The following is a 22733-nucleotide window of genomic DNA, read 5'->3' on the forward strand; positions in this document are numbered from 1 at the left end:
ATGCGCGCGCGCGAACCGATGCTGGGCTATCTCGGCCTGCCGCAGGATGATCGGGCCGTGGTCGCATTGCTGCGGCAGTTCCTGATTACCCGCATGCCCAGCGTCGAGCGCGACAGTTTCGACGAACCGGACGATTCCGAGATCACAAACCCGCAGGACTGGCTGGCGAACCTCACCCGCGGGATCGAGTTCGGCTTCGAGGACGAAGCTTCCTTCAACGGCGAGCCGCCGGATCTCTGGGGTCTTGGCCCGATGCTGCTGACGCAGATCTATCTGTATTCGAGTCATCCCGAGGCAGCCAGCTATCTCGGCGCCCTGCCATTTGGGATCGATCACGGCGACGATCGCGAGACGATCCGCGCAAAGCTGGACCCGCTGGCAAAGGAGCGCCGGTCCCGCGAGCTTGATACCTGGGCCTTTGACGGCTTCATGGTCACTTGCGGCTATCTTGACGGGGGTATCCTGTCATTCGTCGTGCTGCTGTGCCAGCCTCCTGCCGGCGAGGGTCCCGATCAGGCCGAAAACTACCCGTCATTGCGCCAGCTCGGCGCGCTTCTCGGCGTGCCGGTCGACGATCCGAAGACGCGGCAGGGGCTGCATTCCCTGGGCTATCCGCACAGGCTGCAATGGATCGACGAGTCATCCTCGATCATGGATCTGCGCGAGGATCTTGGCGCCTATCTCGAATTCGAGCGCGTGGACGACGAGATGGTTCTGGCCTTGGTGCAGTTGACGGGGGACCGCCGCTACGGCTCGGCGGTCTGGCCCGGTGATCTGCCCGGTGGCCTGCGGTTCGGATGCGGCTGGTCCGAGGTTCTTGCCTGCGCCGGCAGCCCGCCGGATTCTGAAAGCGAGGACGACTTCACCCTGTTTGCGGATTGGCCAGGCGAGCGCTTTGTGACCCGGATCGAGTATTCGACCATGACGAATGGGGTGCTTGCGGTGGAGATCTATCTTCCGGCCGATTAGGTCGTGCCGGTATTTCCCGATGCGTCTCCGGATCCGGCGATTGTCGGCCTTTTCGTGATCTGAACCGGTCGGATGCGGCTTTTCTCGCCCCGCTTCGGTTTCGCCAATGTCATGGAGCGCGGACAGCCCATCGTCCCAATCATCAGGGTGGCCGGGGTTCTCGTGCGTCTCGCTATACGGGTCGCGGCAGTGGCCCCCAGCAAGGGCTTCCGTCCGCCTTTGGGTGAGTCGCACAGGCCCGGTTGCGGCTTCCTGCTGGATCAGCGCCAATGTTCCTGAAGCGCTGCTGTGGCGTCCCTGAAGCGTTCCTTGGCGGTGGTGGCGTCCTTGGTCCGCAGTGACAGTTTGACAGCGTTCCCCACCGTCACGGAATGGCCCTGACCAGCAACGGTGGGGGTCAGTTTCCTGCCCGTGTCTCTGTCCAGAACAGCAGCCGGAACAGGCTCATTGACGTAGAACACGCCCGTGTCTGGATGCTTCCAAGGAGCAGACATTCTCAAGCCCGTGTATACCAGCCCTGTATACAAGTGAGGCAGGCCACGGCCCTGATAATGCGGGAGTTTCTTCGATATCAACGGGAAGATGGTGCTGTGAGAGAGGATTGAACTCTCGACCTCTCCCTTACCAAGGGAGTGCTCTACCACTGAGCTACCACAGCACTGTGCGGGGGCTTTAGACCGAGTGTGAACGGGGCGCAAGAGGGTAGCGGCGAAAAATCTGTCTTCGGTCACGTTTCGTTATTCCCTGCCGATCCAGCGCATGGTTCTGGCGCCGCCGCTGGACGGAAGGCCGCAAGACCGTTAACAGGGGGCATGACGAAAACACCCCACGATCCCAAGGCCAGTGACAAACGCGAGGCGCGGCTCAAGGCGGCGCTCAGGGCCAATCTGGCCCGGCGCAAGGCGCAGGGGCGCGCCCGTGCGGGCGAGGGGATCGCGATGGACGAGCAGAACGGGCCAGAGACGCCGCCAAACGGACGCGCGCCCGAGAACGAGGAATAGATGGACCAGATCATCGTAAGGGGCAACGGGCCGCTGAATGGCGAGATTCCGATTGCCGGGGCCAAGAATGCCTGCCTGACGCTCATGCCGGCGACGCTGCTGACCGACCAGCCGCTGACGCTGACCAACGCGCCGCGCCTTTCGGATATCCGCACCATGACCGAGCTTTTACGCTCGCTCGGGGCCGAGGTGGCAAGTTTGCAGGACGGGCAGGTGCTGGCGCTTTCCAGCCATGATCTGGACAATCACACGGCCGATTATGACATCGTGCGCAAGATGCGGGCCTCGATCCTGGTGCTGGGGCCGATGCTGGCGCGCGACGGCCATGCCATCGTGTCGCTGCCCGGCGGCTGCGCCATCGGTGCGCGACCGGTGGACCTGCATCTCAAGGCGCTTGAGGCGATGGGGGCAGAACTGGACCTGCGCGACGGCTATGTCCATGCGAAGGCCCCGGCAGGGGGCCTCAAGGGTGCGGTCATCGACTTTCCCATCGTCTCGGTCGGGGCGACGGAAAACGCGCTGATGGCGGCGACGCTGGCGCGCGGCACCACGGTCATCAAGAACGCCGCGCGCGAGCCCGAGATCGTCGATCTTGCCCAATGCCTGCGTCGCATGGGCGCGCAGATCGAGGGCGAGGGAACCTCGATCATCACCGTCGAGGGCGTGCGTTCGCTGGGCGGCGCCACCCATCCCGTCGTCACCGACCGGATCGAGTTGGGCACCTATATGTTGGCCCCGGCGATCTGCGGCGGCGAGGTCGAGTGCCTTGGTGGCCGCATCGACCTGCTGGCGGCATTTTGCGAAAAACTCGACGCGGCCGGCGTCTCCATCACCGAGACCGATCGCGGCTTGAAAGTGTCGCGCAAGAACGGCCGGGTGCGGGCGGTCGACGTGATCACCGAGCCTTTCCCAGGCTTTCCGACCGACTTGCAGGCGCAAATGATGGCGCTGCTTTGCACGGCCGAGGGCACCTCGGTGCTTGAGGAAAAGATCTTCGAGAACCGTTTCATGCACGCGCCTGAACTGACCCGCATGGGCGCCCGGATCGAGGTCCATGGCGGCCACGCCACCGTCCATGGCGTGCAAAAGCTGCGCGGCGCTCCGGTCATGGCGACTGACCTGCGCGCCTCGGTCAGCCTGATCCTGGCCGGTCTGGCGGCCGAGGGTGAAACCATCGTCAGCCGCGTCTATCACCTCGACCGCGGCTATGAAAAAGTCGTGCGCAAGCTGCGCGGCGTCGGCGCGCAGATCGAACGTATCAAGGAGACGCCTGCCCATGACTGACGCGCGTTTTGCGGATGCCGACCCCGCGCCTCTGGCGCTGCTGGCCGGCGATGCCGAAGACCTGACGGTGATCTCGGCCCTTGTGCAGGATGCGGTGCTGCAGGTCAGCGACGTGTCATATGACAGCCGCCACCGCCAGCTGGCGCTGCTGCTGAACCGCTTCCGTTGGGAGGATGCCGAACAGGCTCGGCGCGAGGATCGCCCCTATGAACGGGTGCGCGCGGTGCTGCTGATCTCGGATGTGCAAAAGGTGCAAAGCGACGGCATCGACCGGCGCGCCACCGATCTGGTGCTGGAACTGCTGGCGCTGCAATGGCAGCCGAGCGACGACGGGGCTGGCCGCCTGCTGCTGGATTTCGCCGGGGATGGCACGCTGGCCGTTCACGCGGAATGCCTGAATGTCGAGCTACGCGACGTGACCCGGCCCTATATCGCGCCTTCGCGCAAGCAACCCCAGCACCCCGAGACCTGACAGCGCATCATGTCACGGACAGGAATGCGGCGCGACCTGCGGTTTGGATATTTGAATGAAGAAGAAACAGGGCCGTCCGTCCTGCCTTTCTTCTTCACTTAAATATCCATATCTGGCCGCGCCATTGGCGGATCGGACGAATGCCTCGAATTGTCATCGCCGCTTGAGCGCTCCTCGCGCAGCCGCTAACAAGGTGCAGTCACTCCGAGCAGGCCCCATGCCGATCCACCTTTCGACCGCCCAGCCCGACTTTGAGACCCGCTTTGCCGGGATGCTTTCGATGAAGCGCGAGGATGCGGCGGACGTGAACGATGCCGTGGCTGCGATCATCGCCGAGGTCCGGGGCAGGGGTAATGCGGCGCTGGTCGATCTGACTGCGCGTTTCGACCGGCTGTCGCTGACACCGGCAAGCCTCGCCTTCTCCAAGGCGGAAATCACCGAACATACCGCAAAGGTCGCCCCCGAGGACCGCGCTGCGCTGGCCATGGCCGCCAGCCGCATCCGTGCCTATCATGCCCGCCAGATGCCTGAGGACATGCGCTGGACCGACCCCGAAGGCGCGACGCTGGGCTGGCGCTGGACGCCGGTATCCGCTGCGGGGCTTTATGTTCCGGGCGGGCAGGCAAGCTATCCGTCCTCGGTCCTGATGAATGCGATTCCGGCGCGGGTGGCGGGGGTCGAGCGGCTGGTGATCTGCGTGCCGACGCCCGATGGCGTGGTCAATCCGCTGGTTCTGCTGGCGGCCGAACTGGCCGGTGTCGATGAAATCTATCGCATTGGCGGTGCGCAGGCGATTGCCGCCATGGCTTACGGCACCGAAACCATCCGCGCGGTCGACAAGATCACCGGCCCCGGCAATGCCTATGTCGCGGCCGCCAAGCGCCATGTTTTTGGCCGCGTCGGCATCGACATGATCGCCGGCCCCTCCGAGGTGCTGATCATCGCTGAGGGCGCGCAGAACCCTGAATGGCTGGCGCTGGATCTGCTGGCCCAGGCCGAGCATGACGCCGATGCGCAATCGATCCTGATCACCCCCGATGCGGATCTGGCCCGCGCTGTCGAGGCCGAGGTTGAGCGTCTGCTGCCCGGCCTGCCGCGCGCTGCGGTCGCCGGGGCAAGCTGGCGCGACTACGGCACGATTATCCTCACCCGTGATCTGGAGGAGGCGGCTGCGCTGTCAGATCGCATCGCGCCCGAGCATCTGGAGCTTTGCGTCGACGATCCCGAGGCGCTTGCCCAAAAGACTCGCCATGCCGGGGCGATCTTTCTGGGCGGCTGGACGCCCGAGGCGGTCGGCGATTATGTCAGCGGCCCGAATCATGTCCTGCCAACGGCGCGTTCGGCGCGGTTTTCCTCGGGTCTGTCGGTGATGGATTTTCTGAAACGTACGACCCTGGCGCGGCTGACGCCGGCGGCGCTGGCGGCGATCGGGCCGGCTGCGGTGCGGCTTGCCGCCTCGGAAGGGTTGTCGGCGCATGGCCTGTCCGTCTCGGCGCGGCTGGCGGTTTTGAACGAGGACCAGGGATGAAGGGTAACGCCAAGAATCGCATCGGGCGCATCGACATCGACGACAGCGCGCTGCCGCCGCCCACCCCCGAGATGGAGCAGGACCGCCGCGTCGCGGTATTCGACCTGCTTGAGGACAACAGCTTCACCCTGCCCGGACGCGAGGGGCAGCCCGCGCCCGCTGGCCCCTATGCGCTGGTTCTGGCGGTGCGCGACAAGCGGCTGGTCTTCGACATCGCCACCGAGGGCGGCGAAAAGGTTGCCGAATTCCACCTCTCGCTGGGGCCCTTTCGCCAGACGGTCAAGGATTACTTCCAGATCTGCGCCAGCTATTTCGATGCGGTCAAACGCCTTCCGCCCGCGCAGATCGAGGCCATCGACATGGCCCGGCGCGGCATCCACAACGAGGGTGCCCGCACCTTGCAAGAGCGTCTCGAAGGCAAAGCCGAGATTGATATCGATACTGCCCGACGCCTTTTCACCCTGATCTGCGCCTTGATCCAGGAGTGATTCGTGGCCGGACCGATCCCCAATTCGGTACTTTTCTGCTGCGATCACAACGCCATCCGCTCTCCCATGGCCGAGGGGATGATGAAGAAATTCTACGGCCGCAGCGCCTATGTGCAATCGGCCGGGGTCAAGAACGACATGGAGATCGACGGATTCGCCGTCGCCGTCTGCCATGAAATCGATGTCGAGCTGTCGGCGCACCGGTCGCGTTCCTTTGAGGAAATGAAGGAATGGGGCGATGATCTGGGCAGTTTCGATCTGGTTGTGGCGCTGTCGCCGGCCAGCCAGCGCATGGCGCTGGAGTTGACGCGCGTCGCGCATCTGGACGTGGAATACTGGGCGATCATGGACCCTGCCGGTCTGGCCGAGGGGCGCGAGGCCAAGCTGGCGCTTTATCGCAGCGTCCGCGATCAGATCCAAAAGCGCATGATCGAGCGTTTCGGGCCGCCAATCGTCGAATAAGTCAGCGCTAACCGAATCTTAGGCAATTGATGTCAACATGCCGGAAATCCTTTTGGGAGTATTCGGATGTCGGATGTCCAATTGCTTCAACACGACATGGAATGGGCCATGCGGGCGATCCGTACCCATCGTGCGGTGCTGATTCTCGATCTTGTCGGGCGGATCGTGGCGGTCAACCAGTCCTGCCTGCGCATGTGTGGCTATCGCTGCGACGAGTTGATCGGCCGCCCTGTGATGGTGCTGCTTGATCCGTCGGAAAAGGTGCCGGGGCGGCTGGGCAGCATGCTTGATGCCAGGCACGGGCAGGAACATCGCATCCACGGTCTGTGCCAGATTTCAAAGGCGGGCCGGCGGTTCCGGGTCGATGCGCGGATCTGTCCGATTCACGACTCGCGAGGCGATATCTGCCTGAACGTTCTCTTCCTGCGCGAATCGATTGGCGAGGACGGTCCCCTGCACAGCGTCGCACCGGAACTGGCTGGCGCGGGGGCCGCGATCATCCAACTGCCGGGCCGCCCTGTCGAACAGCTGCCGGATCGCTGGGATAGCGCCGCGGGGTATGGCCGGGTCTATCCGCGGCATGGATAAAGGGGCTATGGCCCCGGCCAGAGATCTGACCCGGGGCCTGTCTTGCATCGTCACCCGTCCCGGGCGGTCAGACGACCACGGCTGCGCCTTCGGTCGCGGGGCTGACATGGGCGCGGAAGGCGGCGAAAAGCTCGCGTCCCAGCCCCTCGGATGATCGCGAGGGGTCGTATTGCGCGGGCTCGCGGGTCTCGAACCCAGCGGTCAGGCAGCTCAGCGTGCCACTCACGGCGTCCAGACGGATGATGTCGCCATCGCGGATCATGGCCAGCGCGCCGCCATCCGCCGCCTCGGGCGAGACGTGGATCGCGGCCGGCACCTTGCCCGAGGCGCCCGACATGCGGCCGTCGGTGACCAGCGCCACGCGCAGACCACGATCCTGCAGCACCGCCAGAATCGGGGTCAGCGAATGCAGTTCCGGCATGCCATTGGCGCGCGGGCCCTGGAAGCGGACGACGACCACGGTATCCTCGGTGAAGGCGCCGGCCTTGAAGGCGGCCTTGACCTCTTCCTGATCGGCAAAGACGCGGGCAGGGGCCTCGATGATGTGCCGCTCGGGGGCGACAGCCGAGACCTTGATGACGCCTCGGCCAAGATTGCCCGACAGCTGCTTCAGCCCGCCGGTCTTGGCAAAGGGGTCGCTGGCCGGGCGCAGGATCTTGTCGTTCAGCGTCTCGCGCGCGCCCTCGACCCATTCGACGCGTCCGTCGCGCAGCTTGGGTTCGGTCACGTATTGATCCAGCCCGCCGCCGGTTATGGTGCGCACATCCTCGTGCAAAAGCCCGGCCTCGAGCAGGCGCCCGATCATGAAGCCAAGCCCGCCTGCGGCGTGGAAATGGTTCACATCCGCCAGACCGTTCGGATAGACCCGCGCCATCAGCGGCACGCTTTCCGACAGGTCGTGGAAATCCTCAAGATCAAGGATCACCCCGGCGGCGCGGGCCATGGCCGGCAGATGCAGGATCAGGTTGGTCGAGCCGCCGGTGGACATCAGCCCGACGATGCCGTTGACGAAGGCACGCTCGTCCAAAACCTCGCCCGCGGGCAGGTAGTCATTGCCCAGCCGGGTGATCGCGGCGGCGCGGGTGACGGCGGCGGTGGTCAGCGCCTCGCGCAGGGGGGTGTTCGGGTTCACGAAGCTCGAGCCGGGCAGGTGCAGGCCCATGAACTCCATCAGCATCTGGTTGGTGTTCGCGGTCCCGTAAAAGGTGCAGGTGCCCGGCGCGTGATAGCTGGCCATCTCGGCTGCCATCAGCGCCTCGCGCCCGACCTCGCCGAGGGCGAATTGCTGGCGGACCTTGGACTTCTCGTCATTGGGCAGGCCCGAGGGCATCGGCCCGGCCGGCACGAAGACCGCCGGGATATGGCCAAAGGTCCCTGCGGCGATGATCAGGCCCGGGACGATCTTGTCGCAGACCCCCAGATACAGCGCCGCATCAAAGGTGTCATGAGACAGCGCCACGCCCGTCGCCAGCGCGATCACATCGCGCGAAAACAGCGACAGCTCCATCCCCGGGCGGCCCTGCGTCACCCCGTCGCACATTGCCGGCACGCCGCCCGCCACCTGCGCCGTCGCCCCCGCCGCATGCGCCGCCTTGCGGATCAGGTCGGGGTAATGCTCATAGGGCTGATGGGCCGACAGCATGTCGTTATAGGCGGTGACAATGCCGATATTGGGCTTGCGGGTGCCCGCCATCTCGTCCTTGTCGGGCATCGCAGCATAGGCATGGGCCTGGTTGCCGCAGGACAGATGCGCGCGGCGGGGCCCTTCCTCGGCCTGGCGGGCGATCTTGGCCAGATAGGCGGTGCGGGCTTTGGCCGAGCGTTCGCGAATGCGATCAGTGACACGGTCGATGGTGGCGTGCAGGGTCATGGCGTGCTTCCTCCGTTTGTCTATAATGTAGTCCGTTAGCGGTAACAATGCAACCGGCTCGCTCTTGCCCGCAGCGTCTTTGCGTGGCAATCCTGCGCCGTTCCCCATGAGGCCCAGCATGACCGCCGATCTGCCTATTATCCGTTTGCGTCCCAAGTCAAAACCGCAGGCGATCCGCCATGGCTTCCCATGGGTCTTTGCCGATGAACTGGTGACCGACCGGCGCACCAAGGCCATCGCGCCGGGCAGTTTTGCCGTGCTTGAGGATGCCGAGCGCCAGCCGCTTGCGCTGGTCACGGTGAACCCTGATTCGCGCATTATCGCGCGGGTCATGGATCCCGATCCGCAGACGCATATCGACCGCGACTGGATCGCGGCGCGGCTGCGCCGGGCCTTGGCGCTGCGCGAGCGGCTATACGACAAGCCCTTTTACCGGCTGGTCCATGCCGAGGCCGACGGCCTGCCGGGCACCATCATCGACCGCTTTGGTGACGCAGCCGTCATCCAGCCCAATGCCGCCTGGGCCGAGCGTATGGTCGCCGACATCGCCGGGGCGCTGCGCGAGGTGACCGGCGTCACCACGGTGATCCTGAACGGGCAGGGCCGCGCTCGCGGCCTTGAGGGGCTGGACGAGCGGATGGAGGTTCTTTCGGGCGGGGTCAGCGGCCCGGTCGAGGTGCCGATGAACGGCGCCATCTATCTGGCCGACCTGACGCAGGGGCAAAAGACCGGGCTGTTCTATGACCAGCTCCCGAACCACGCCTTTGCGCAGCGGCTCGCGGGCGGCGCGCGGGTGCTGGACGTGTTTTCCCATGTTGGCGGCTTTGGCCTTGCGGCGCTGGCGGCCGGGGCCACGCAGGCGACCTGTGTCGATGGCTCGGCCGCGGCGCTGGAGCTGGCCCGGGGCGGCGCCCGCGCCATGGGCGCCGAGGCGCAGCTGGTCACCCGGCAGGGCGATGCCTTTGCCCAGCTTGAGGCGCTGGCCGCCGAGGGGGCGCAGTTCGATCTGGTGATCTGCGACCCGCCGGCCTTTGCGCCCTCGAAACCGGCGCTTGAGGCCGGGCTGCGCGCCTATGAGCGGGTGGCGAAGCTGGCCGCGCCGCTGGTTGCGCCGGGCGGGTATCTGGGACTGTGTTCGTGCAGCCATGCTGCCGATCTGTCGGCCTTTCGCAATGCCAGCGCGCGCGGCATCGGGCGCGGCGGGCGGCGGATGCAGCTTTTGCACAGCGGTCAGGCCGGCCCCGATCACCCGACGCTGCCGCAACTGGCCGAGACGGGCTATCTCAAGGCGCTGTTCTTCCGGCTGGACGGATGATGAGGGCGGTTCTGGACGCCTGCGTCCTTTACCCCACCGTCCTGCGCGAGATCCTGACGGATGTGGCCGGGGCGGGCCTTTACCAGCCGGTCTGGTCACGGCGCATCCTGGATGAATGGCGCCATGCCGCCGCACGTCAGAACCTTGATGCCGGGGTCGAGATCGCCCTGACCGAGGAGCGTTTTCCGCAGGCGATGGTCAAGGGGGCAGGGGATGCACGGGGCCTTGATCTGCCCGACCCGGCCGACCGCCATGTGGTCGAGACCGCGCTGGCCGCCGGTGCATCCCGGATCTTGACTGCCAATCTGCGCGATTTTCCGCGCGGCGCGCTGGCTGCGGTGGGGCTGTCGGCCATCCACCCCGACGAATTCCTGCGCGAGCTTTTCCTGCAAGCGCCCGAGCCGATCCTTGCCGCCATTGCCGGTGCCGAGGCCCGCGCCCGCGCCGCTGGCGGTGCAATGCCCCGCAAGGAACTGATGCGCCGCGCCCGCCTGCCGCGTCTGGCCAAGGCCATGGCGCGGCTGGATGCAGGCGAAGGCTTGCCACAGAATTGAACTTGACGAGACGAACGGGATCACAAGACTTGTTGTTAACGCTAACATCGGCTAATCCGCTTTTCAGCGACAAGGAGGCAGCCATGGTTTCTCGCATCATTCCGGTCGAAGACTTTGATCTGGTGATCTTTGGCGCGACCGGGGATCTTGCGCGGCGCAAGATCGTGCCGGGCCTGTATCGGCGCTTTGTGGCCGGGCAGATGCCCGCCAGCGCCCGAATCATCGGCGCGGCGCGCACGAAACAGGATGACGACGCCTTCCGCACTGAAATGCGCGCGGCGATCCATGAATTCATCGGCCCCGATGAGGACGAGGCGCAGCTTGCGGCCTTTCTGGACACGCTGGGCTATGTCGCGATCGACGCGCGCGGCACCGGCGGTTGGGCTGAACTCAAGGCGCGGATGCGGCCGGGCGCGGTCCATGCATTCTATTTCTCGGTGGCGCCGGCGCTGTTTGGCGATATCGCCGAGCGTCTGGCCGATAACGGCATTGCCGATGCTGACAGCCGCATCGTCGTCGAAAAGCCCTTTGGCCGCAATCTGGCCACCGCGCGCGAACTGAACGCGACGCTGGCGCGGCATTTCGCCGAAAACCAGATCTACCGGATCGACCATTATCTGGGCAAGGAAACCGTCCAGAACCTGATGGCCGTGCGCTTTGCCAATATCCTGTTCGAGCCGCTCTGGAACGCGCAATACGTCGATCACGTCCAGATCACCGTGGCCGAGACCGTGGGCGTGGGCGGGCGCGGCGAATATTACGACCATTCCGGCGCCATCCGCGACATGGTGCAGAACCACATGATGCAGCTTCTGTGCCTGATCGCGATGGAGCCGCCCTATCATTTCGACCCCGATGCGGTGCGCGACGAAAAGCTCAAGGTGATCCGCGCGCTCGAGCCGCTGGCGCCCGAGGATATCGTGCGCGGCCAGTATCAGGCCGGGCCGGACGGGCCGGGCTATCTCGAGGATGCGGGCGATCCCGCCTCGCGCACCGAAAGCTTCGTCGCGCTGAAGCTTCGGATCGCGAACTGGCGCTGGACCGGCACGCCCTTTTATCTGCGCACCGGCAAACGGCTGCGCGCCCGCACCAGCGAAATCGTCATCACCTTCAAGGAACCGCCGCATTCGATCTTTGACGATGGCGGCTCGCACAAGGCTAATCAGCTGGTCATCAAGCTGCAGCCGAACGAGGGCATGAACCTGACGGTGATGATCAAGGAGCCGGGACCGGGCGGCATGCGTCTGGTGCAGGTGCCTCTGGACATGAGCTTTGCCGATGCTCTGGGAACCGAGGGCACCGACATGCCCGACGCTTATGAGCGGTTGATCATGGACGTGATTCGCGGCAACCAGACCCTGTTCATGCGCGGGGACGAGCTTGAGGCGGCCTGGGCCTGGACCGATCCGGTGATCGCTGCCTGGGAAAGTGGCTCAAAACGCCCCGAACCCTACGATTCCGGTTCAAGCGGCCCCGAGGAGGCGCTGCGCCTTCTGCACCGCGACAACCGCCGCTGGCGGGAGATCCGCTCATGAGCATGGAGTTCATCGAATATCCCGACCGCGAGATGCTGGCCTTGTTCCTGGCCAGCAAGCTTGCCGGGCAGCTGTCGCAGCATCTGCGCGTGAGCGACGGCGCCAGTCTTTGCGTGCCCGGCGGCACCACGCCCGCACCGGTCTTCGAGATGCTGTCCGCAAGCGAGCTGGACTGGTCCCGCGTCACTGTCATGCTCAATGACGAACGCTGGGTCGACGGGCAGAACCCGCGCTCGAACAGCCGTCTCCTGCATCAGCACCTGCTGCGCGACAAGGCGCAGGCGGCGCGTTATCTGGACCTTTATACCGGCGACGCCACCCCCGAAGAGGCGGTCCCCGCCCTGACCGAGGCCGTCGCGCCGCATCTGCCGATCACGGTCCTGCTGCTGGGCATGGGCAATGACATGCATACGGCGAGCCTTTTCCCTGCCGCCTCGGAAACCGTGCTGGCGCTGGCGCCCGATGCGCCGCCGGTCATGGCCATCCGCAGCGTCAAGGACGAGCCGCGCCTGACCCTGACCGCCTCGGCGCTGCGCGGGGCGATCCACACCCATCTGCTGATCACCGGCGCCGACAAGCGCGAGGCACTTGAGCGGGCGCAGAAACTTGACCCGACCGAGGCGCCGATCCGTGAATTCCTGAGTGACATCACCGTACATTGGGCAGAGTGACATGAGCGATATCTGGACCAGACTGCAGGATTACCGCAAATCGCAGGGCGATCTGCGCATCGAGACGCTGTTTCACGACGACGGCACCCGCGCCGATAGTTTCGCGACCCATGCCGACGGGCTGGTCTTTGACTGGTCAAAGACGCTGATCGATCAGGGCGCGCTGCGGCTGCTTCTGGAGCTGGCCGCGCCCGTCGCCGCCCATCGCGACGCCATGTTTGGCGGCCAGCGCATCAACGAGACCGAAAACCGCGCCGTCCTGCACACCGCGCTGCGCAATCTGGGCGGCAGCGTTCAGGTCGAGGGTCAGGACGTCATGCCCGAGGTGCGCCGCACCCACCAGCGCATGAGCGATTTTGCCAATGACCTGCGCTCGGGCCGCTTTACCGGGCAGGGCGGGCGCATCACCGATGTGGTCAATATCGGCATCGGCGGCTCGGATCTGGGGCCGGCCATGGCGACGCGGGCGCTGTCGCCCTTCCATGACGGGCCGCGGGTGCATTTCGTCTCGAACGTGGACGGCGCCGATATCGCCGATACGCTGAAAGGACTCGACCCGGAAACCACGCTGATCATCGTGGCCTCAAAGACCTTCACCACCATCGAGACGATGACCAATGCCCAGACCGCCCGCGACTGGATGGCGCGCAAGGTCAAGGTCCCGGCGGCGCAATTTGCGGCGCTCTCCTCGGCGCAGGACAGGACCGGCGAATGGGGCATCGACCCGGCCCGCGTCTTCGGCTTCGAGGATTGGGTCGGCGGGCGCTATTCCATGTGGGGTCCGATCGGCCTGTCGCTTATGATCGCCATCGGCCCCGAGAATTTCGACCGCTTTCTGGCTGGCGGCGCTGCCATGGACCGTCATTTCCGCGAGGCTCCGGCCGACAGGAACCTGCCGATCCTGCTGGCGCTGATCGGCATCTGGCATCACCAGATCTGCGGCTACGCGACCCGTGCCGTGCTGCCCTATGACAACCGCCTCGCGCGGCTGCCGGCCTATCTGCAGCAGCTGGAAATGGAATCGAACGGCAAGCGCGTCGCCATGGATGGCAGCGATCTGGCGTTGGTTTCCGGCCCGGTGGTCTGGGGCGAGCCGGGCACCAATGGCCAGCACGCCTTCTACCAGCTGATCCATCAGGGCACGGCGGTGGTGCCTTGCGAGTTCATCGTCGCCGCGCGCGGCCATGAACCCGACCTTGCGCATCAGCACCTGCTTTTGATCGCGAACTGCCTTGCCCAATCCGAGGCGCTGATGCGCGGCCGCTCGCTGGACGAGGCGCGCGCCCTGATGCAGGCCAAGGGCCTGACGGGCGCGGAACTCGACCGGCAGGCGCGCCACCGCGTCTTCCCCGGAAACCGCCCCTCGACCACGCTGCTGATCCAGCAGCTGACCCCCTATGCCCTGGGCCAGATCGTCGCGCTTTACGAACATCGCGTCTTTGCCGAGGGCGTCATTCTGGGCATCAACAGCTTTGACCAATGGGGGGTCGAGCTGGGCAAGGAACTGGCGCTGAAAGTCGCCCCGCTGCTTGAGGGCAAACCCGCCCCCGGCCATGACCCCTCGACCCTGCATCTGGCGCATCTGGTGCGCGAACTGCGCGGCTGATCTTTCTTCTTCATGAAAATATCCATGGGGCGGTGCCGCAAGCGCCGCCCCTGACCATTCCGGACCCGCCCTCAGCCGTCCCGCATCCGCTTGACGCGCCGGTCCATGACCCGCCGCCACAGGCGCGGCAGGGTGGCGATGCTGGCCATCACCGGCAGCGAATAGGGCAGCATCGGGCGCGGGCTTTCCTCGCGCCCCAGCCGCAAGCCCGGATAGGGGCGCGAGGGGTGGCTGTGATGATCTGAATGGCGCGGTGCATTCACCATCATCAACGAGGACAGGAAATGTGGCGCGTCCCAGCTGTGGCGCGGCCCGACCGGCTCGTGCCGGCCATCCGGGCGCAGGGCTCGCTCCAGCCCGTAATGCTGGACGTAATCCGACAGCATCAACTGCATCTGCGCGTAAAGACACAGCCCCAGATACCAGCCCAGCCCCGCGCCGCCAAAGGCCAGCAGCACGGCAAGGCCGCACAGGATCCCGCCGCCGACCCAGACCAGATAGGGGTTCATCCGGCCGGGTTTCGCAGCCGATAGCGCCCGTTCCGCGGCCAGCCCGGCGCGGAACGACCCGAACCAGGCGCGCGGAAAGAAATGCCAGAAGCTTTCCCCCAGCCGCGCCGAGTTCGGGTCCAGCGCGGTCGCCACATGGCGGTGATGGACCAGCCGATGCGCCGAGGTATGATGCCCAAACAGCAGGCTGACATAGACCGCCGCCCCCAGCCGGTAGAGCGCCCGCGATCCGCGATGGATCAGCTCATGCGCGTTCGAATTCGAGACCTGTCCAAAGAACAGCCCCAGCGCAAGAAACAGCGCGATCCGCTGAGCCGCGCCGGTTCCCGCGGCGGTCAGGGCCGCCAGCCCGGCGATCATCAGGACGAAATGCAACCCCGCCAGCACCACCGACAGCCCGTCCGTGCCCGGTGGCGCCTGCTCGCTTGCCGGATCGGCAAAGCCGCGCGCGATCACCGTATCGACGATCTGGCTTGCCCCCGCCATCCAGATCAGCGCGGCCCAGATCCAGCCCCCGCCCAGCAGACACGCCGCCAGCAGCAAAAAACCGGGCAACAGCGCAAACAGCGCAAAAGCGGGGATCGAGGCCGGGCGGTCAAAGAGGTCGGGCATGCGGGCACCAATTTTCTCATGCTCATATCCCGATTTTCCGGCCTTCACCACCTCTAGGCGAAATCGCGGATTGACCCCTGAACCTGCTCGTTTAGCTTTCGTCCGACGCGGAACACGGAGACTAGCGGCATGGACCTGATGGCCAAACTCACCGAAATCGTCGGCGGCGCCATGGTGCGGATGCGGCGCGTGCATGCGCCCGGCAAGACCGCCTTCGGTGCCCGCCCCGAAATCCCCGAGGCGCGGAAACAGGGCATCATGACGCTGAAGATGCCAACCGCCCGTGGCTGGCAGGGAAATGAGGCCCCGGTGCCCGCGCCCGGTCTGCGCGTCAACGCCTTTGCCCGCGACCTGCAGCATCCGCGCTGGATCGAGGTGCTGCCCAATGGCGATGTGCTGGTCGCCGAGGCCCTGCAAGAGGCCGGCCCGCCGCGAAGCCTCATGGACCGCGCCATGCAGGCGACCATGCGCCGCGCCCGCGCGCTTGGTGCCAGCGCCAACCGCATCAGCCTGTGGCGCGACAGCGACGGCGATGGCGTGGCCGAAACGCGCGAGGTCTTTCTGGATGGCCAGCGCCAGCCCTTTGGCATGGCGCTGGTCGGGGACATTTTCTATGTCGGCAATACCGACGGCATTGTGGCCTTCGATTATCAGCCCGGCGCCTCGCGGCTGACCGGGCCGGGGCGCAAGCTGGTGACCTTCAAGCCCGGCGGGCACTGGACGCGCAGCCTGATCGTCTCGCCCGACCGCAAGCGCATCTATGCGGGCGTGGGCTCGCTGACCAATATCGCCGATGAGGGCATGGAGGCCGAGGAAGGCCGCGCCGCGATCTGGGAACTGGATCTGGAAAGCGGACAGGCGCGCATCTTTGCCGGGGGCCTGCGCAATGCCGTCGGCATGGCATGGGAGCCGGTGACCGGTGCGCTTTGGACCGTGGTCAACGAACGCGACGGGCTGGGGGACGAGACGCCGCCCGATTACCTGACCTCGGTGCAGGAGGGGGGCTTTTACGGCTGGCCCTATTCCTATTGGGGCGGCACGGTCGATGACCGGGTGCCGCAGGACCCGGCCTCGGTCGCGCGTGCCATCACCCCCGATTATGCGCTGGGGGGGCATACGGCCTCGCTGGGCTTGTGCTGGGTGCCGGCGGGCACGCTGCCCGGTTTCCCGGAGGGCATGGCCATCGGCCAGCACGGGTCGTGGAACCGCTCGACGCTGTCGGGCTACAAGCTGATCTTCGTGCCCTTCGAAAATGGCCGCCCCTCGGGTCCGGCGCGCGATATTCTGACCGGATTTCTGTCGCCGGACGAGAAGTTTTCCTATGGCCGGCCGGTAGGCGTGGCCGTGGGGCCGGACGGAAAATCGCTGCTGATGGCCGATGATGTGGGCGATGTGATCTGGCGGGTCAGCGCGGCCTGACGGAGAATGCGCCGGGCTTGGCGTTCACAGCCTTCTGTCGTGGATCAGCCCAGCATGGGCTTTCCGGCGACATAGGTCTGGGCAATGGCGCGGTCGTCACCAAGGATCTGCAGGACGAACAGCTCTTCGGCCAGCGTCTCGACCGTTTCCATGCGCAGCGCCATGGCGGGGGTGGCGCGGCTGTTCAGAACCACCAGATCGGCATCCGTTCCGGGATCAAGCGTGCCGATACGGTCCGCCATGCCAAGCGCCAGCGCATTGCCGCGCGTGGCCCAATGGAAGGCGGCCAAGGGATGCAGTTTCTGGCCGCGCAGTTGCAGGATCTTGTAGCCCTCGTTCAGGGTCTGCAGCATGGAATAGCTGGTGCCGCCGCCGATATCGGTGGCGATGCCCGTGGTGATCCCCGCCGCGCGCAGCCCCGCCTCGTCAAACAGGCCCGAGCCGAGGAAGAGGTTCGAGGTCGGACAGAAGATGGCGCGGCTGCCGGTCTCCGCCATGCGGGCGATCTCGCGCGGCTTAAGGTGGATGGAATGGCCAAGCAAAAGCTTTGGGCCAAGCAGGCCATGGGTTTCGTAGATGTCCAGATAGTCGCGCGCCTTTGGGTACAGGCTCAGGGTCAGTTCGATCTCGGCATGATTTTCGCTCAGATGGGTCTGGATGTGGCAGTCGGGATGTTCGCGGGCAAGCTGGCCGGTCATTGCCAGCTGCTCGGGCGTCGAGGTGATCGCAAAGCGCGGCGTGATGGCGTAGCGTTGGCGGCCGTGCCCGTGCCAGGTTTCGATAAGCCGCTTGCTGTCGTCATAGCCTTGCTGCGGCGTGTCCAGCACCGCATCGGGGGCATTGCGGTCCATCATCACCTTGCCCGCGATCATGGCCATGTTCCGGGCCCTGGCTGCGGTGAACAGGGCGTCAGCCGATTGCGGGTGGCTTGAACAGAACGCGGCCGCAGTGGTGGTGCCATGCGAAAGCAGCAGCCTTAGAAAGGCATCGGCCATGGTTGCCGCATGTGCCGGATCGGCAAAGCGCGCCTCGGCGGGGAATGTATAGGTGTTGAGCCAGTCAAGAAGCTGCGCGCCCCAGCTGGCGATCACCTGTACCTGCGGGAAATGCAGATGCGGATCGATAAAGCCGGGCAGGATCAGGTGCGGCCGGTGGTCGATCTCGGGCAGGTCGGGCGCGCGCAGCGTGGCATAGTCGCCGATCGCCTCGATCCTGCCATCGCGGGTGATGATGGCACCGTCATGATGATAGGTGAAGGCCTTGCCGGTTTCAGCCGGGTCGGCATGGAAAGAGAGCGTGCGCCCCCGGATCAGTTGTCGCATGGGTGTTCACTTGACGAAGAGACGGTTTGGGTAAGGCGGCCGATCAGTTCGGCGGCGGTGAAGGCGGCGATGATTTCGGGGCGCTTGTCCCCTGACCAGCCCGCGCCGATGGGGCAGGTCAGGCGGTCGGTATCCAGCCCCTGCGCATGGGCGAAGCGGCGGAATTGCACCAGCTTTGTCCGGCTGCCGATCATGCCGATATAGGGCGCGTCAAGGCGCCGAAGCGCCTCGGCGGCAAGCAGGAAATCAAGCGCGTGGTCATGGGTCAGGATGAGGTAGCTGCTGCCCGTGGGGGCGCGGCGGATCTCTGCCTCGGGCAGCGGGGTCAGCCGGGTTTCGCCACTTGCCTGCGCCAGTTCGGGGGCACGCTGATCGATCAGGATCGGTCGTACCGGCAGGGGGGCCAGCGCATGGGCAAGCGCCCGCCCGACATGGCCCGCGCCAAAGATCAGCACCTGCGGATGGTCGGGCGGGGCGGGCATGGAGCTGATGCGGGTCAACGTCAGCTTGACCCGGCCGCCGCAGCATTGGCCGATCTCGGGGCCAAGCGGTACGTCCATGCAGGCTGCGTCTTCGGCCCGAACAAGCATCTGGCGGGCGCGGTCGATGGCCATGTATTCCAGTTGGCCGCCGCCGATCGTACCTTGCGTGCCATCCGCCGTGACGAACATCGCGGCGCCCGTCTCGCGCGGGGTTGAGCCGCGCGTATGCGTGATAACAACCCGGATCATCTGAGCCTCTCGATGGCCATCAGCACACGCTCGGGCGTGGCGGGGGCATCGATGCGCGGGTTTTCCAGATAGTCGTTGAAACTGGCCACCGCCATATTCAAAGCCTGAAAGACCGAGATGCCCAGCATGAAGGGTGGCTCGCCCACGGCCTTGGATCGCTTGATGGTGTGTTCGCGGTTCACCGACCAATCCGCAAGCGCCACGTTGAAGACCTTTGGCCGGTCCGAGGCCAGCGGGATCTTGTAGGTCGAGGGCGCATGCGTACGCAGCCGCCCCTTGTCATCCCACCACAGCTCTTCGCTGGTCAGCCAGCCGGTGCCCTGGACAAAGGCGCCCTCGACCTGTCCCTTGTCCAGTGCGGGGTTCAGGCTGCGGCCCACGTCATGCAGGACATCCGCACGCTCGATCACGTATTCGCCGCTGAGCGTATCGACAGAAACCTCGGCGCAGGCGGCGCCATAGGCGAAGTAATAGAATGGCCGCCCGCGTCCCGCGTCGCGGTTCCAGTGGATTTTCGGCGTCTTGTAAAAGCCCGCCGCCGAAAGCTGGATCCGGGCCATATAGGCCTGACGAATGAAATCGGCAAAGGGCAGGGTCTTGTCACCAATCTGGACGACCTCGCCAATGCTGACCTGATCGGGTTTGACGCCATGGCTGTCCACGGCGAAACCCGTCAGGCGCTCCAGGATCTGGCGGCAGGCGTCCAGTGCTGCCATGCCGTTCAGGTCCGTGCCCGAGGACGCTGCCGTGGCCGAGGTATTGGGCACTTTTTCAGTCGTGGTCTTGGTGATGCGGATGCGGTCGATATCGACGCCAAGCGCCTCGGCCACGATCTGTGCGACCTTGGTGTTCAGGCCCTGACCCAGCTCGGTCCCGCCATGGTTCAGGTGGATCGAACCGTCGGAATAGATATGGATCAGCGCGCCGGCCTGATTGTACCATGTCGCGGTAAAGCTGATGCCGAACTTGACCGGGGTCAGGGCAATGCCCTTGCGGATGACGCCGCCCCTTGCGTTCCAGTCCAGCACGGCCTGACGGCGGGCGTGGTAGTCGCTGCTGCTTTCCAGCTCGGCAAGGATCTGGGGCAGGATCTGATCCTCGACCGTCTGGTGATAGGGGGTAAGCTGGCCGTTTTCGTAAAGGTTCAGCTTGCGGATTTCCAAAGGGTCGCGGCCAAGGGCATAGGCGATATCCTCGACCACGCGTTCGGCCAGGATCACGCCCTGCGGGCCGCCAAAGCCGCGAAATGCCGTGTTCGAGCAGGTATTGGTGCGCATCGGGTGGCTGCGCAGCGCGACCGCCGGATAGTAATAGGCATTGTCGGCGTGAAACAGGGCCCGGTCCGTGACCGGCCCCGACAGGTCAGCCGAAAAGCCGCAGCGGGCATAGAAATCGCCACTGACGGCGTGGATCTTGCCGTTGTCGTCAAAGCCCACCTCATAATCGATGACGAAATCATGGCGCTTGCCGGTGATGGTCATGTCGTCGTCGCGGTCGGGGCGCAGTTTGACCGCCCGGCCCAGCCGCTTTGCCGCCACCGCCGCCACGCAGGCAAACAGGTTCATCTGCGTTTCCTTGCCGCCGAACCCTCCGCCCATGCGGCGCACGTTCACCACCACCGCGCTGGCCGGAACGCCAAGGACATGGGCGACCATGTGCTGCACCTCGGTCGGGTGCTGGGTCGAGACATGGATGCTGACCTCGTCATCCTCGCCCGGGATGGCCATGGCGATCTGGCTTTCAAGGTAGAAATGCTCCTGCCCGCCGACCGTCATCCGTGCAGACAGTCGGCGCGGCGCGCGGGCCATATCCTCCATATCGCCGCGCGCCAGCGTCAGCGGCTTGGTCACATAGCCCATGTCAGCATCACGGGCGGTTATCGGGTCCAGCGCAAAGGGCAGCGTTTCATAGTCGATGCGGGCCAGCTTGCAGGCGCGCCGTGCTTGATCGCGGGTTTCGGCCACAACGGCAAAGATCGGCTGGCCGTAAAAGGCCACATTCGGGAAGGCAAGGACCGGATCGTCATGCAGCCCGGTCGGGCTGATGTCGTTTTCGCCAGGGATATCATCCGCGGTCAGGACCAGATGCACGCCGGGGGCCTTGCGCACCGCCTCAAGATCCATGGCGGTGATCCGGCCATGAGGAATGTCCGACAGCCCCAGATAGGCGTGAAGCGTCCCGCTGGGTTCGGTCAGGTCGTCGATATAATCCGCGCGCCCGGTCACATGCTTTTGTGCCGAATCGTGGATGATCGGGCTATGGGCGGCACCCTTGGGAGAGACGTTCTGTTTCATGCGCCCCTCCTCAGGCGATGTTCGATGCCGGATTGTTCCAGCCAGAAGCGGCGAAAGAAATTGGCGGCAAGCTGCTGGCGGTATGCGGCACTGGCGCGCCAGTCGCTGAGCGGTTGAAAGTCATCTGCCACGGCGCGAGCCGCCGCCTCAAAGGTTTCCGCGGCGAAGGGCTGGCCTTGCAAGGCCGCCTCGGCATGGGGGGCGCGTTTGGGGATGCCCGCCATGCCGCCAAAGGCCACGCGGGCATCGGTGATGATGCTGCCGTCGGTTTCCACCCGGAAGGCGGCAGCCGCGGCGCTGATATCGGCATGGTGGCGTTTGCTGACCTTGTAGGCGGCGATCAGTGCATCGCCCCGCAGCGGCACGGTGATCGATTCCAGAAATTCGCCGGGGCGGCGGTCCTGCTGGCCGTATGCGATGAAATAATCCTCGACCGGGATTTCGCGCCGGCCCTCGGTGCTGCGCAGGACCAAGCTGGCACCAAGCGCGATCAGCAAAGGTGGCGTTTCCCCGATGGGGGAGCCATTCGCCACATTGCCGCCGATCGTGCCCGCATTCCTGACCTGCCAGCCGCCGATGCGCAGCCAGTAATCCTGCGCCTCGGGGAAATGCTGCAGAATGAAGGGCTCGAATTCCGAATAGGTGACGCCGGCGCCGATGGTGATATGGCCAGGGGTGATCTGGATCCGTTTCAGGTCCTGCAGATGGCCGATGAACACGGCGGGCGAGATATTGCGCAGGTGTTTTGTCACCCACAGCCCCACATCGGTCGCGCCCGCGACAAGGGTGGCCTTGGGGTTTTCGGCCAGCACCTGCGCCAGATCGGCGGCATCCGCGGGCAGGATGGCGCGGTCATCCCCGCGCGCGATCTCGACCCGGTCGGCGGGGATCGCGGCAAGCTGCGCGCTGATGCGGGTGCGCTCGGCAATCAGCGCGTCCATATGCTGGCCGCCCGCCTCGCTGGCGGCAAAGGCCGCCTTCACGATCGGCTCATATCCGGTGCAGCGGCACAAATTTCCCTGCAGCGCGGTTTCAATCGCCCCCATGTCGGGGCGGGGATTTCCCATCCACAGACCATAAAGCGCCATGACAAAGCCGGGCGTGCAGAACCCGCACTGGCTGCCGTGATGTTCGACCATGGCGGCCTGAACCGGATGCAGGTCCCCATCGGGACCGCGCAGATGTTCGATGGTCACCACATGACAGCCATGGCACGAGGCCAGAAAGCGGATGCAGGCGTTGATCGGCTCATAGCGCAACTGGCCGTGATGAAGCCGCCCCACCAGCACGGTGCAGGCCCCGCAATCCCCCTCGGCGCAACCTTCCTTGCTGCCGGTCAGGCGGCGGTTCAGGCGCAGAAAGTCCAGAAGCGTATCGCCGGCTCCGGCCTCGCTCAGCCGGATCTCGGTGTCATTGAGCAAAAATCGCAATTCCTGGTTCATTCGGCTCTCGCGTGGGATGGCTGGATCTTGGGAAAAGCCTAGTGGCGAAATGGGCTTTGCG

At 65.4% G+C, this 22733-nt stretch carries 20 protein-coding genes and 1 tRNA gene; 14 read left to right on the forward strand and 7 right to left on the reverse strand.

The genetic code is table 11. The annotated features are described in order from the left end of the window. Nucleotides 1-969 (forward strand): hypothetical protein, encoded by a 969-nt coding sequence (locus tag DFP89_RS00285; protein WP_114347387.1) that lies wholly within the window; start codon nt 1-3, stop codon nt 967-969. A 583-nt stretch (nt 970-1552) separates the two neighbouring features. Here the strand turns inward: DFP89_RS00285 and DFP89_RS00290 are convergent. Next, nucleotides 1553-1627, reverse strand: a tRNA-Thr gene (locus tag DFP89_RS00290). A 154-nt stretch (nt 1628-1781) separates the two neighbouring features. Between DFP89_RS00290 and DFP89_RS00295 the strand changes: the two genes are divergently transcribed. The 7 genes from DFP89_RS00295 (at nt 1782) to DFP89_RS00325 (ending at nt 6792) form a co-directional block, all read left to right on the forward strand. After that, a complete protein-coding gene (locus tag DFP89_RS00295; RefSeq protein ID WP_114347388.1) occupies nt 1782-1970 on the forward strand; it encodes a hypothetical protein in 189 nt (62 codons plus the stop codon). Next, nucleotides 1971-3254, forward strand: a complete 1284-nt coding sequence (gene murA, locus DFP89_RS00300; RefSeq protein WP_114347389.1) for a UDP-N-acetylglucosamine 1-carboxyvinyltransferase — start codon at nt 1971-1973, stop codon at nt 3252-3254. Further along, on the forward strand, nt 3247-3726 hold the full coding sequence (locus tag DFP89_RS00305) for a DUF2948 family protein (protein WP_114347390.1): 480 nt from the start codon (nt 3247-3249) through the stop codon (nt 3724-3726). Before murA ends, DFP89_RS00305 begins: the two co-directional genes overlap by 8 nt. A 217-nt stretch (nt 3727-3943) precedes the next feature. After that, nucleotides 3944-5254: a histidinol dehydrogenase gene (hisD, locus tag DFP89_RS00310; RefSeq protein ID WP_114347391.1), complete on the forward strand. Its 1311-nt coding sequence runs from the start codon at nt 3944-3946 to the stop codon at nt 5252-5254. Then, nucleotides 5251-5742 (forward strand): UPF0262 family protein, encoded by a 492-nt coding sequence (locus tag DFP89_RS00315; RefSeq protein WP_114347392.1) that lies wholly within the window; start codon nt 5251-5253, stop codon nt 5740-5742. The genes hisD and DFP89_RS00315 overlap by 4 nt, the downstream gene beginning before the upstream one ends. Nucleotides 5743-5745: 3 nt before the next feature. Next, nucleotides 5746-6204: an arsenate-mycothiol transferase ArsC gene (locus DFP89_RS00320; RefSeq protein ID WP_114347393.1), complete on the forward strand. Its 459-nt coding sequence runs from the start codon at nt 5746-5748 to the stop codon at nt 6202-6204. A gap of 66 nt (nt 6205-6270) precedes the next feature. Beyond that, the gene (locus DFP89_RS00325; protein WP_114347394.1) at nt 6271-6792 is read left to right on the forward strand and encodes a PAS domain S-box protein; all 522 of its coding nucleotides are present in this window, start codon (nt 6271-6273) and stop codon (nt 6790-6792) included. 67 nt (nt 6793-6859) lie between these two features. Here the strand turns inward: DFP89_RS00325 and edd are convergent, their stop codons facing one another. Continuing rightward, complete coding sequence (edd, locus tag DFP89_RS00330) at nt 6860-8662, reverse strand: phosphogluconate dehydratase (RefSeq protein ID WP_114347395.1); 1803 nt, start codon at nt 8660-8662, stop codon at nt 6860-6862. A gap of 118 nt (nt 8663-8780) precedes the next feature. Between edd and DFP89_RS00335 the strand changes: the two genes are divergently transcribed. The 5 genes from DFP89_RS00335 to pgi all read left to right on the forward strand — a co-directional run bounded on the left by DFP89_RS00335 (nt 8781) and on the right by pgi (nt 14343). After that, the gene (locus DFP89_RS00335; protein WP_114347396.1) at nt 8781-9977 is read left to right on the forward strand and encodes an RSP_2647 family RNA methyltransferase; all 1197 of its coding nucleotides are present in this window, start codon (nt 8781-8783) and stop codon (nt 9975-9977) included. After that, nucleotides 9974-10531, forward strand: a complete 558-nt coding sequence (locus DFP89_RS00340; protein WP_245948554.1) for an RSP_2648 family PIN domain-containing protein — start codon at nt 9974-9976, stop codon at nt 10529-10531. Before DFP89_RS00335 ends, DFP89_RS00340 begins: the two co-directional genes overlap by 4 nt. 83 nt (nt 10532-10614) lie before the next feature. Beyond that, nucleotides 10615-12066 carry a glucose-6-phosphate dehydrogenase gene (gene zwf, locus DFP89_RS00345; protein ID WP_114347398.1) on the forward strand — a complete coding sequence of 484 codons (1452 nt, stop codon included), beginning with the start codon at nt 10615-10617 and terminating at the stop codon, nt 12064-12066. Nucleotides 12067-12068: 2 nt separating this feature from the next. Continuing rightward, nucleotides 12069-12737 (forward strand): 6-phosphogluconolactonase, encoded by a 669-nt coding sequence (gene pgl, locus DFP89_RS00350; protein WP_181870217.1) that lies wholly within the window; start codon nt 12069-12071, stop codon nt 12735-12737. A 1-nt stretch (nt 12738) separates the two neighbouring features. Further along, nucleotides 12739-14343: a glucose-6-phosphate isomerase gene (pgi, locus tag DFP89_RS00355; RefSeq protein ID WP_114347400.1), complete on the forward strand. Its 1605-nt coding sequence runs from the start codon at nt 12739-12741 to the stop codon at nt 14341-14343. A 71-nt stretch (nt 14344-14414) separates the two neighbouring features. Here the strand turns inward: pgi and DFP89_RS00360 are convergent, their stop codons facing one another. Continuing rightward, entirely contained in the window at nt 14415-15464 is a 1050-nt protein-coding gene (locus DFP89_RS00360) for an alkane 1-monooxygenase (RefSeq protein ID WP_114347401.1), read from the reverse strand. Nucleotides 15465-15593: 129 nt separating this feature from the next. Here DFP89_RS00360 and DFP89_RS00365 point away from each other — a divergent pair, with 129 nt between their 5' ends. Further along, a complete protein-coding gene (locus DFP89_RS00365; protein WP_114347402.1) occupies nt 15594-16883 on the forward strand; it encodes a PQQ-dependent sugar dehydrogenase in 1290 nt (429 codons plus the stop codon). A 44-nt stretch (nt 16884-16927) separates the two neighbouring features. On the opposite strand, the gene guaD is transcribed toward DFP89_RS00365, so the two are convergent. Genes guaD through xdhA form a run of 4 tightly spaced genes read right to left on the reverse strand, consistent with a single transcriptional unit; the run spans nt 16928 to nt 22672 of the window. Further along, nucleotides 16928-18205: a guanine deaminase gene (guaD, locus tag DFP89_RS00370; RefSeq protein WP_114347403.1), complete on the reverse strand. Its 1278-nt coding sequence runs from the start codon at nt 18203-18205 to the stop codon at nt 16928-16930. Then, nucleotides 18193-18936 carry a xanthine dehydrogenase accessory protein XdhC gene (gene xdhC / locus DFP89_RS00375; protein ID WP_114347404.1) on the reverse strand — a complete coding sequence of 248 codons (744 nt, stop codon included), beginning with the start codon at nt 18934-18936 and terminating at the stop codon, nt 18193-18195. Before xdhC ends, guaD begins: the two co-directional genes overlap by 13 nt. After that, the gene (xdhB, locus tag DFP89_RS00380; RefSeq protein ID WP_114347405.1) at nt 18933-21230 is read right to left on the reverse strand and encodes a xanthine dehydrogenase molybdopterin binding subunit; all 2298 of its coding nucleotides are present in this window, start codon (nt 21228-21230) and stop codon (nt 18933-18935) included. The genes xdhC and xdhB overlap by 4 nt, the downstream gene beginning before the upstream one ends. Next, the gene (xdhA, locus tag DFP89_RS00385; protein WP_114347406.1) at nt 21227-22672 is read right to left on the reverse strand and encodes a xanthine dehydrogenase small subunit; all 1446 of its coding nucleotides are present in this window, start codon (nt 22670-22672) and stop codon (nt 21227-21229) included. Before xdhA ends, xdhB begins: the two co-directional genes overlap by 4 nt. Nucleotides 22673-22733: the final 61 nt, after the last annotated feature.

Source organism: Paracoccus lutimaris (assembly GCF_003337565.1).
Lineage (GTDB): Bacteria > Pseudomonadota > Alphaproteobacteria > Rhodobacterales > Rhodobacteraceae > Paracoccus > Paracoccus lutimaris.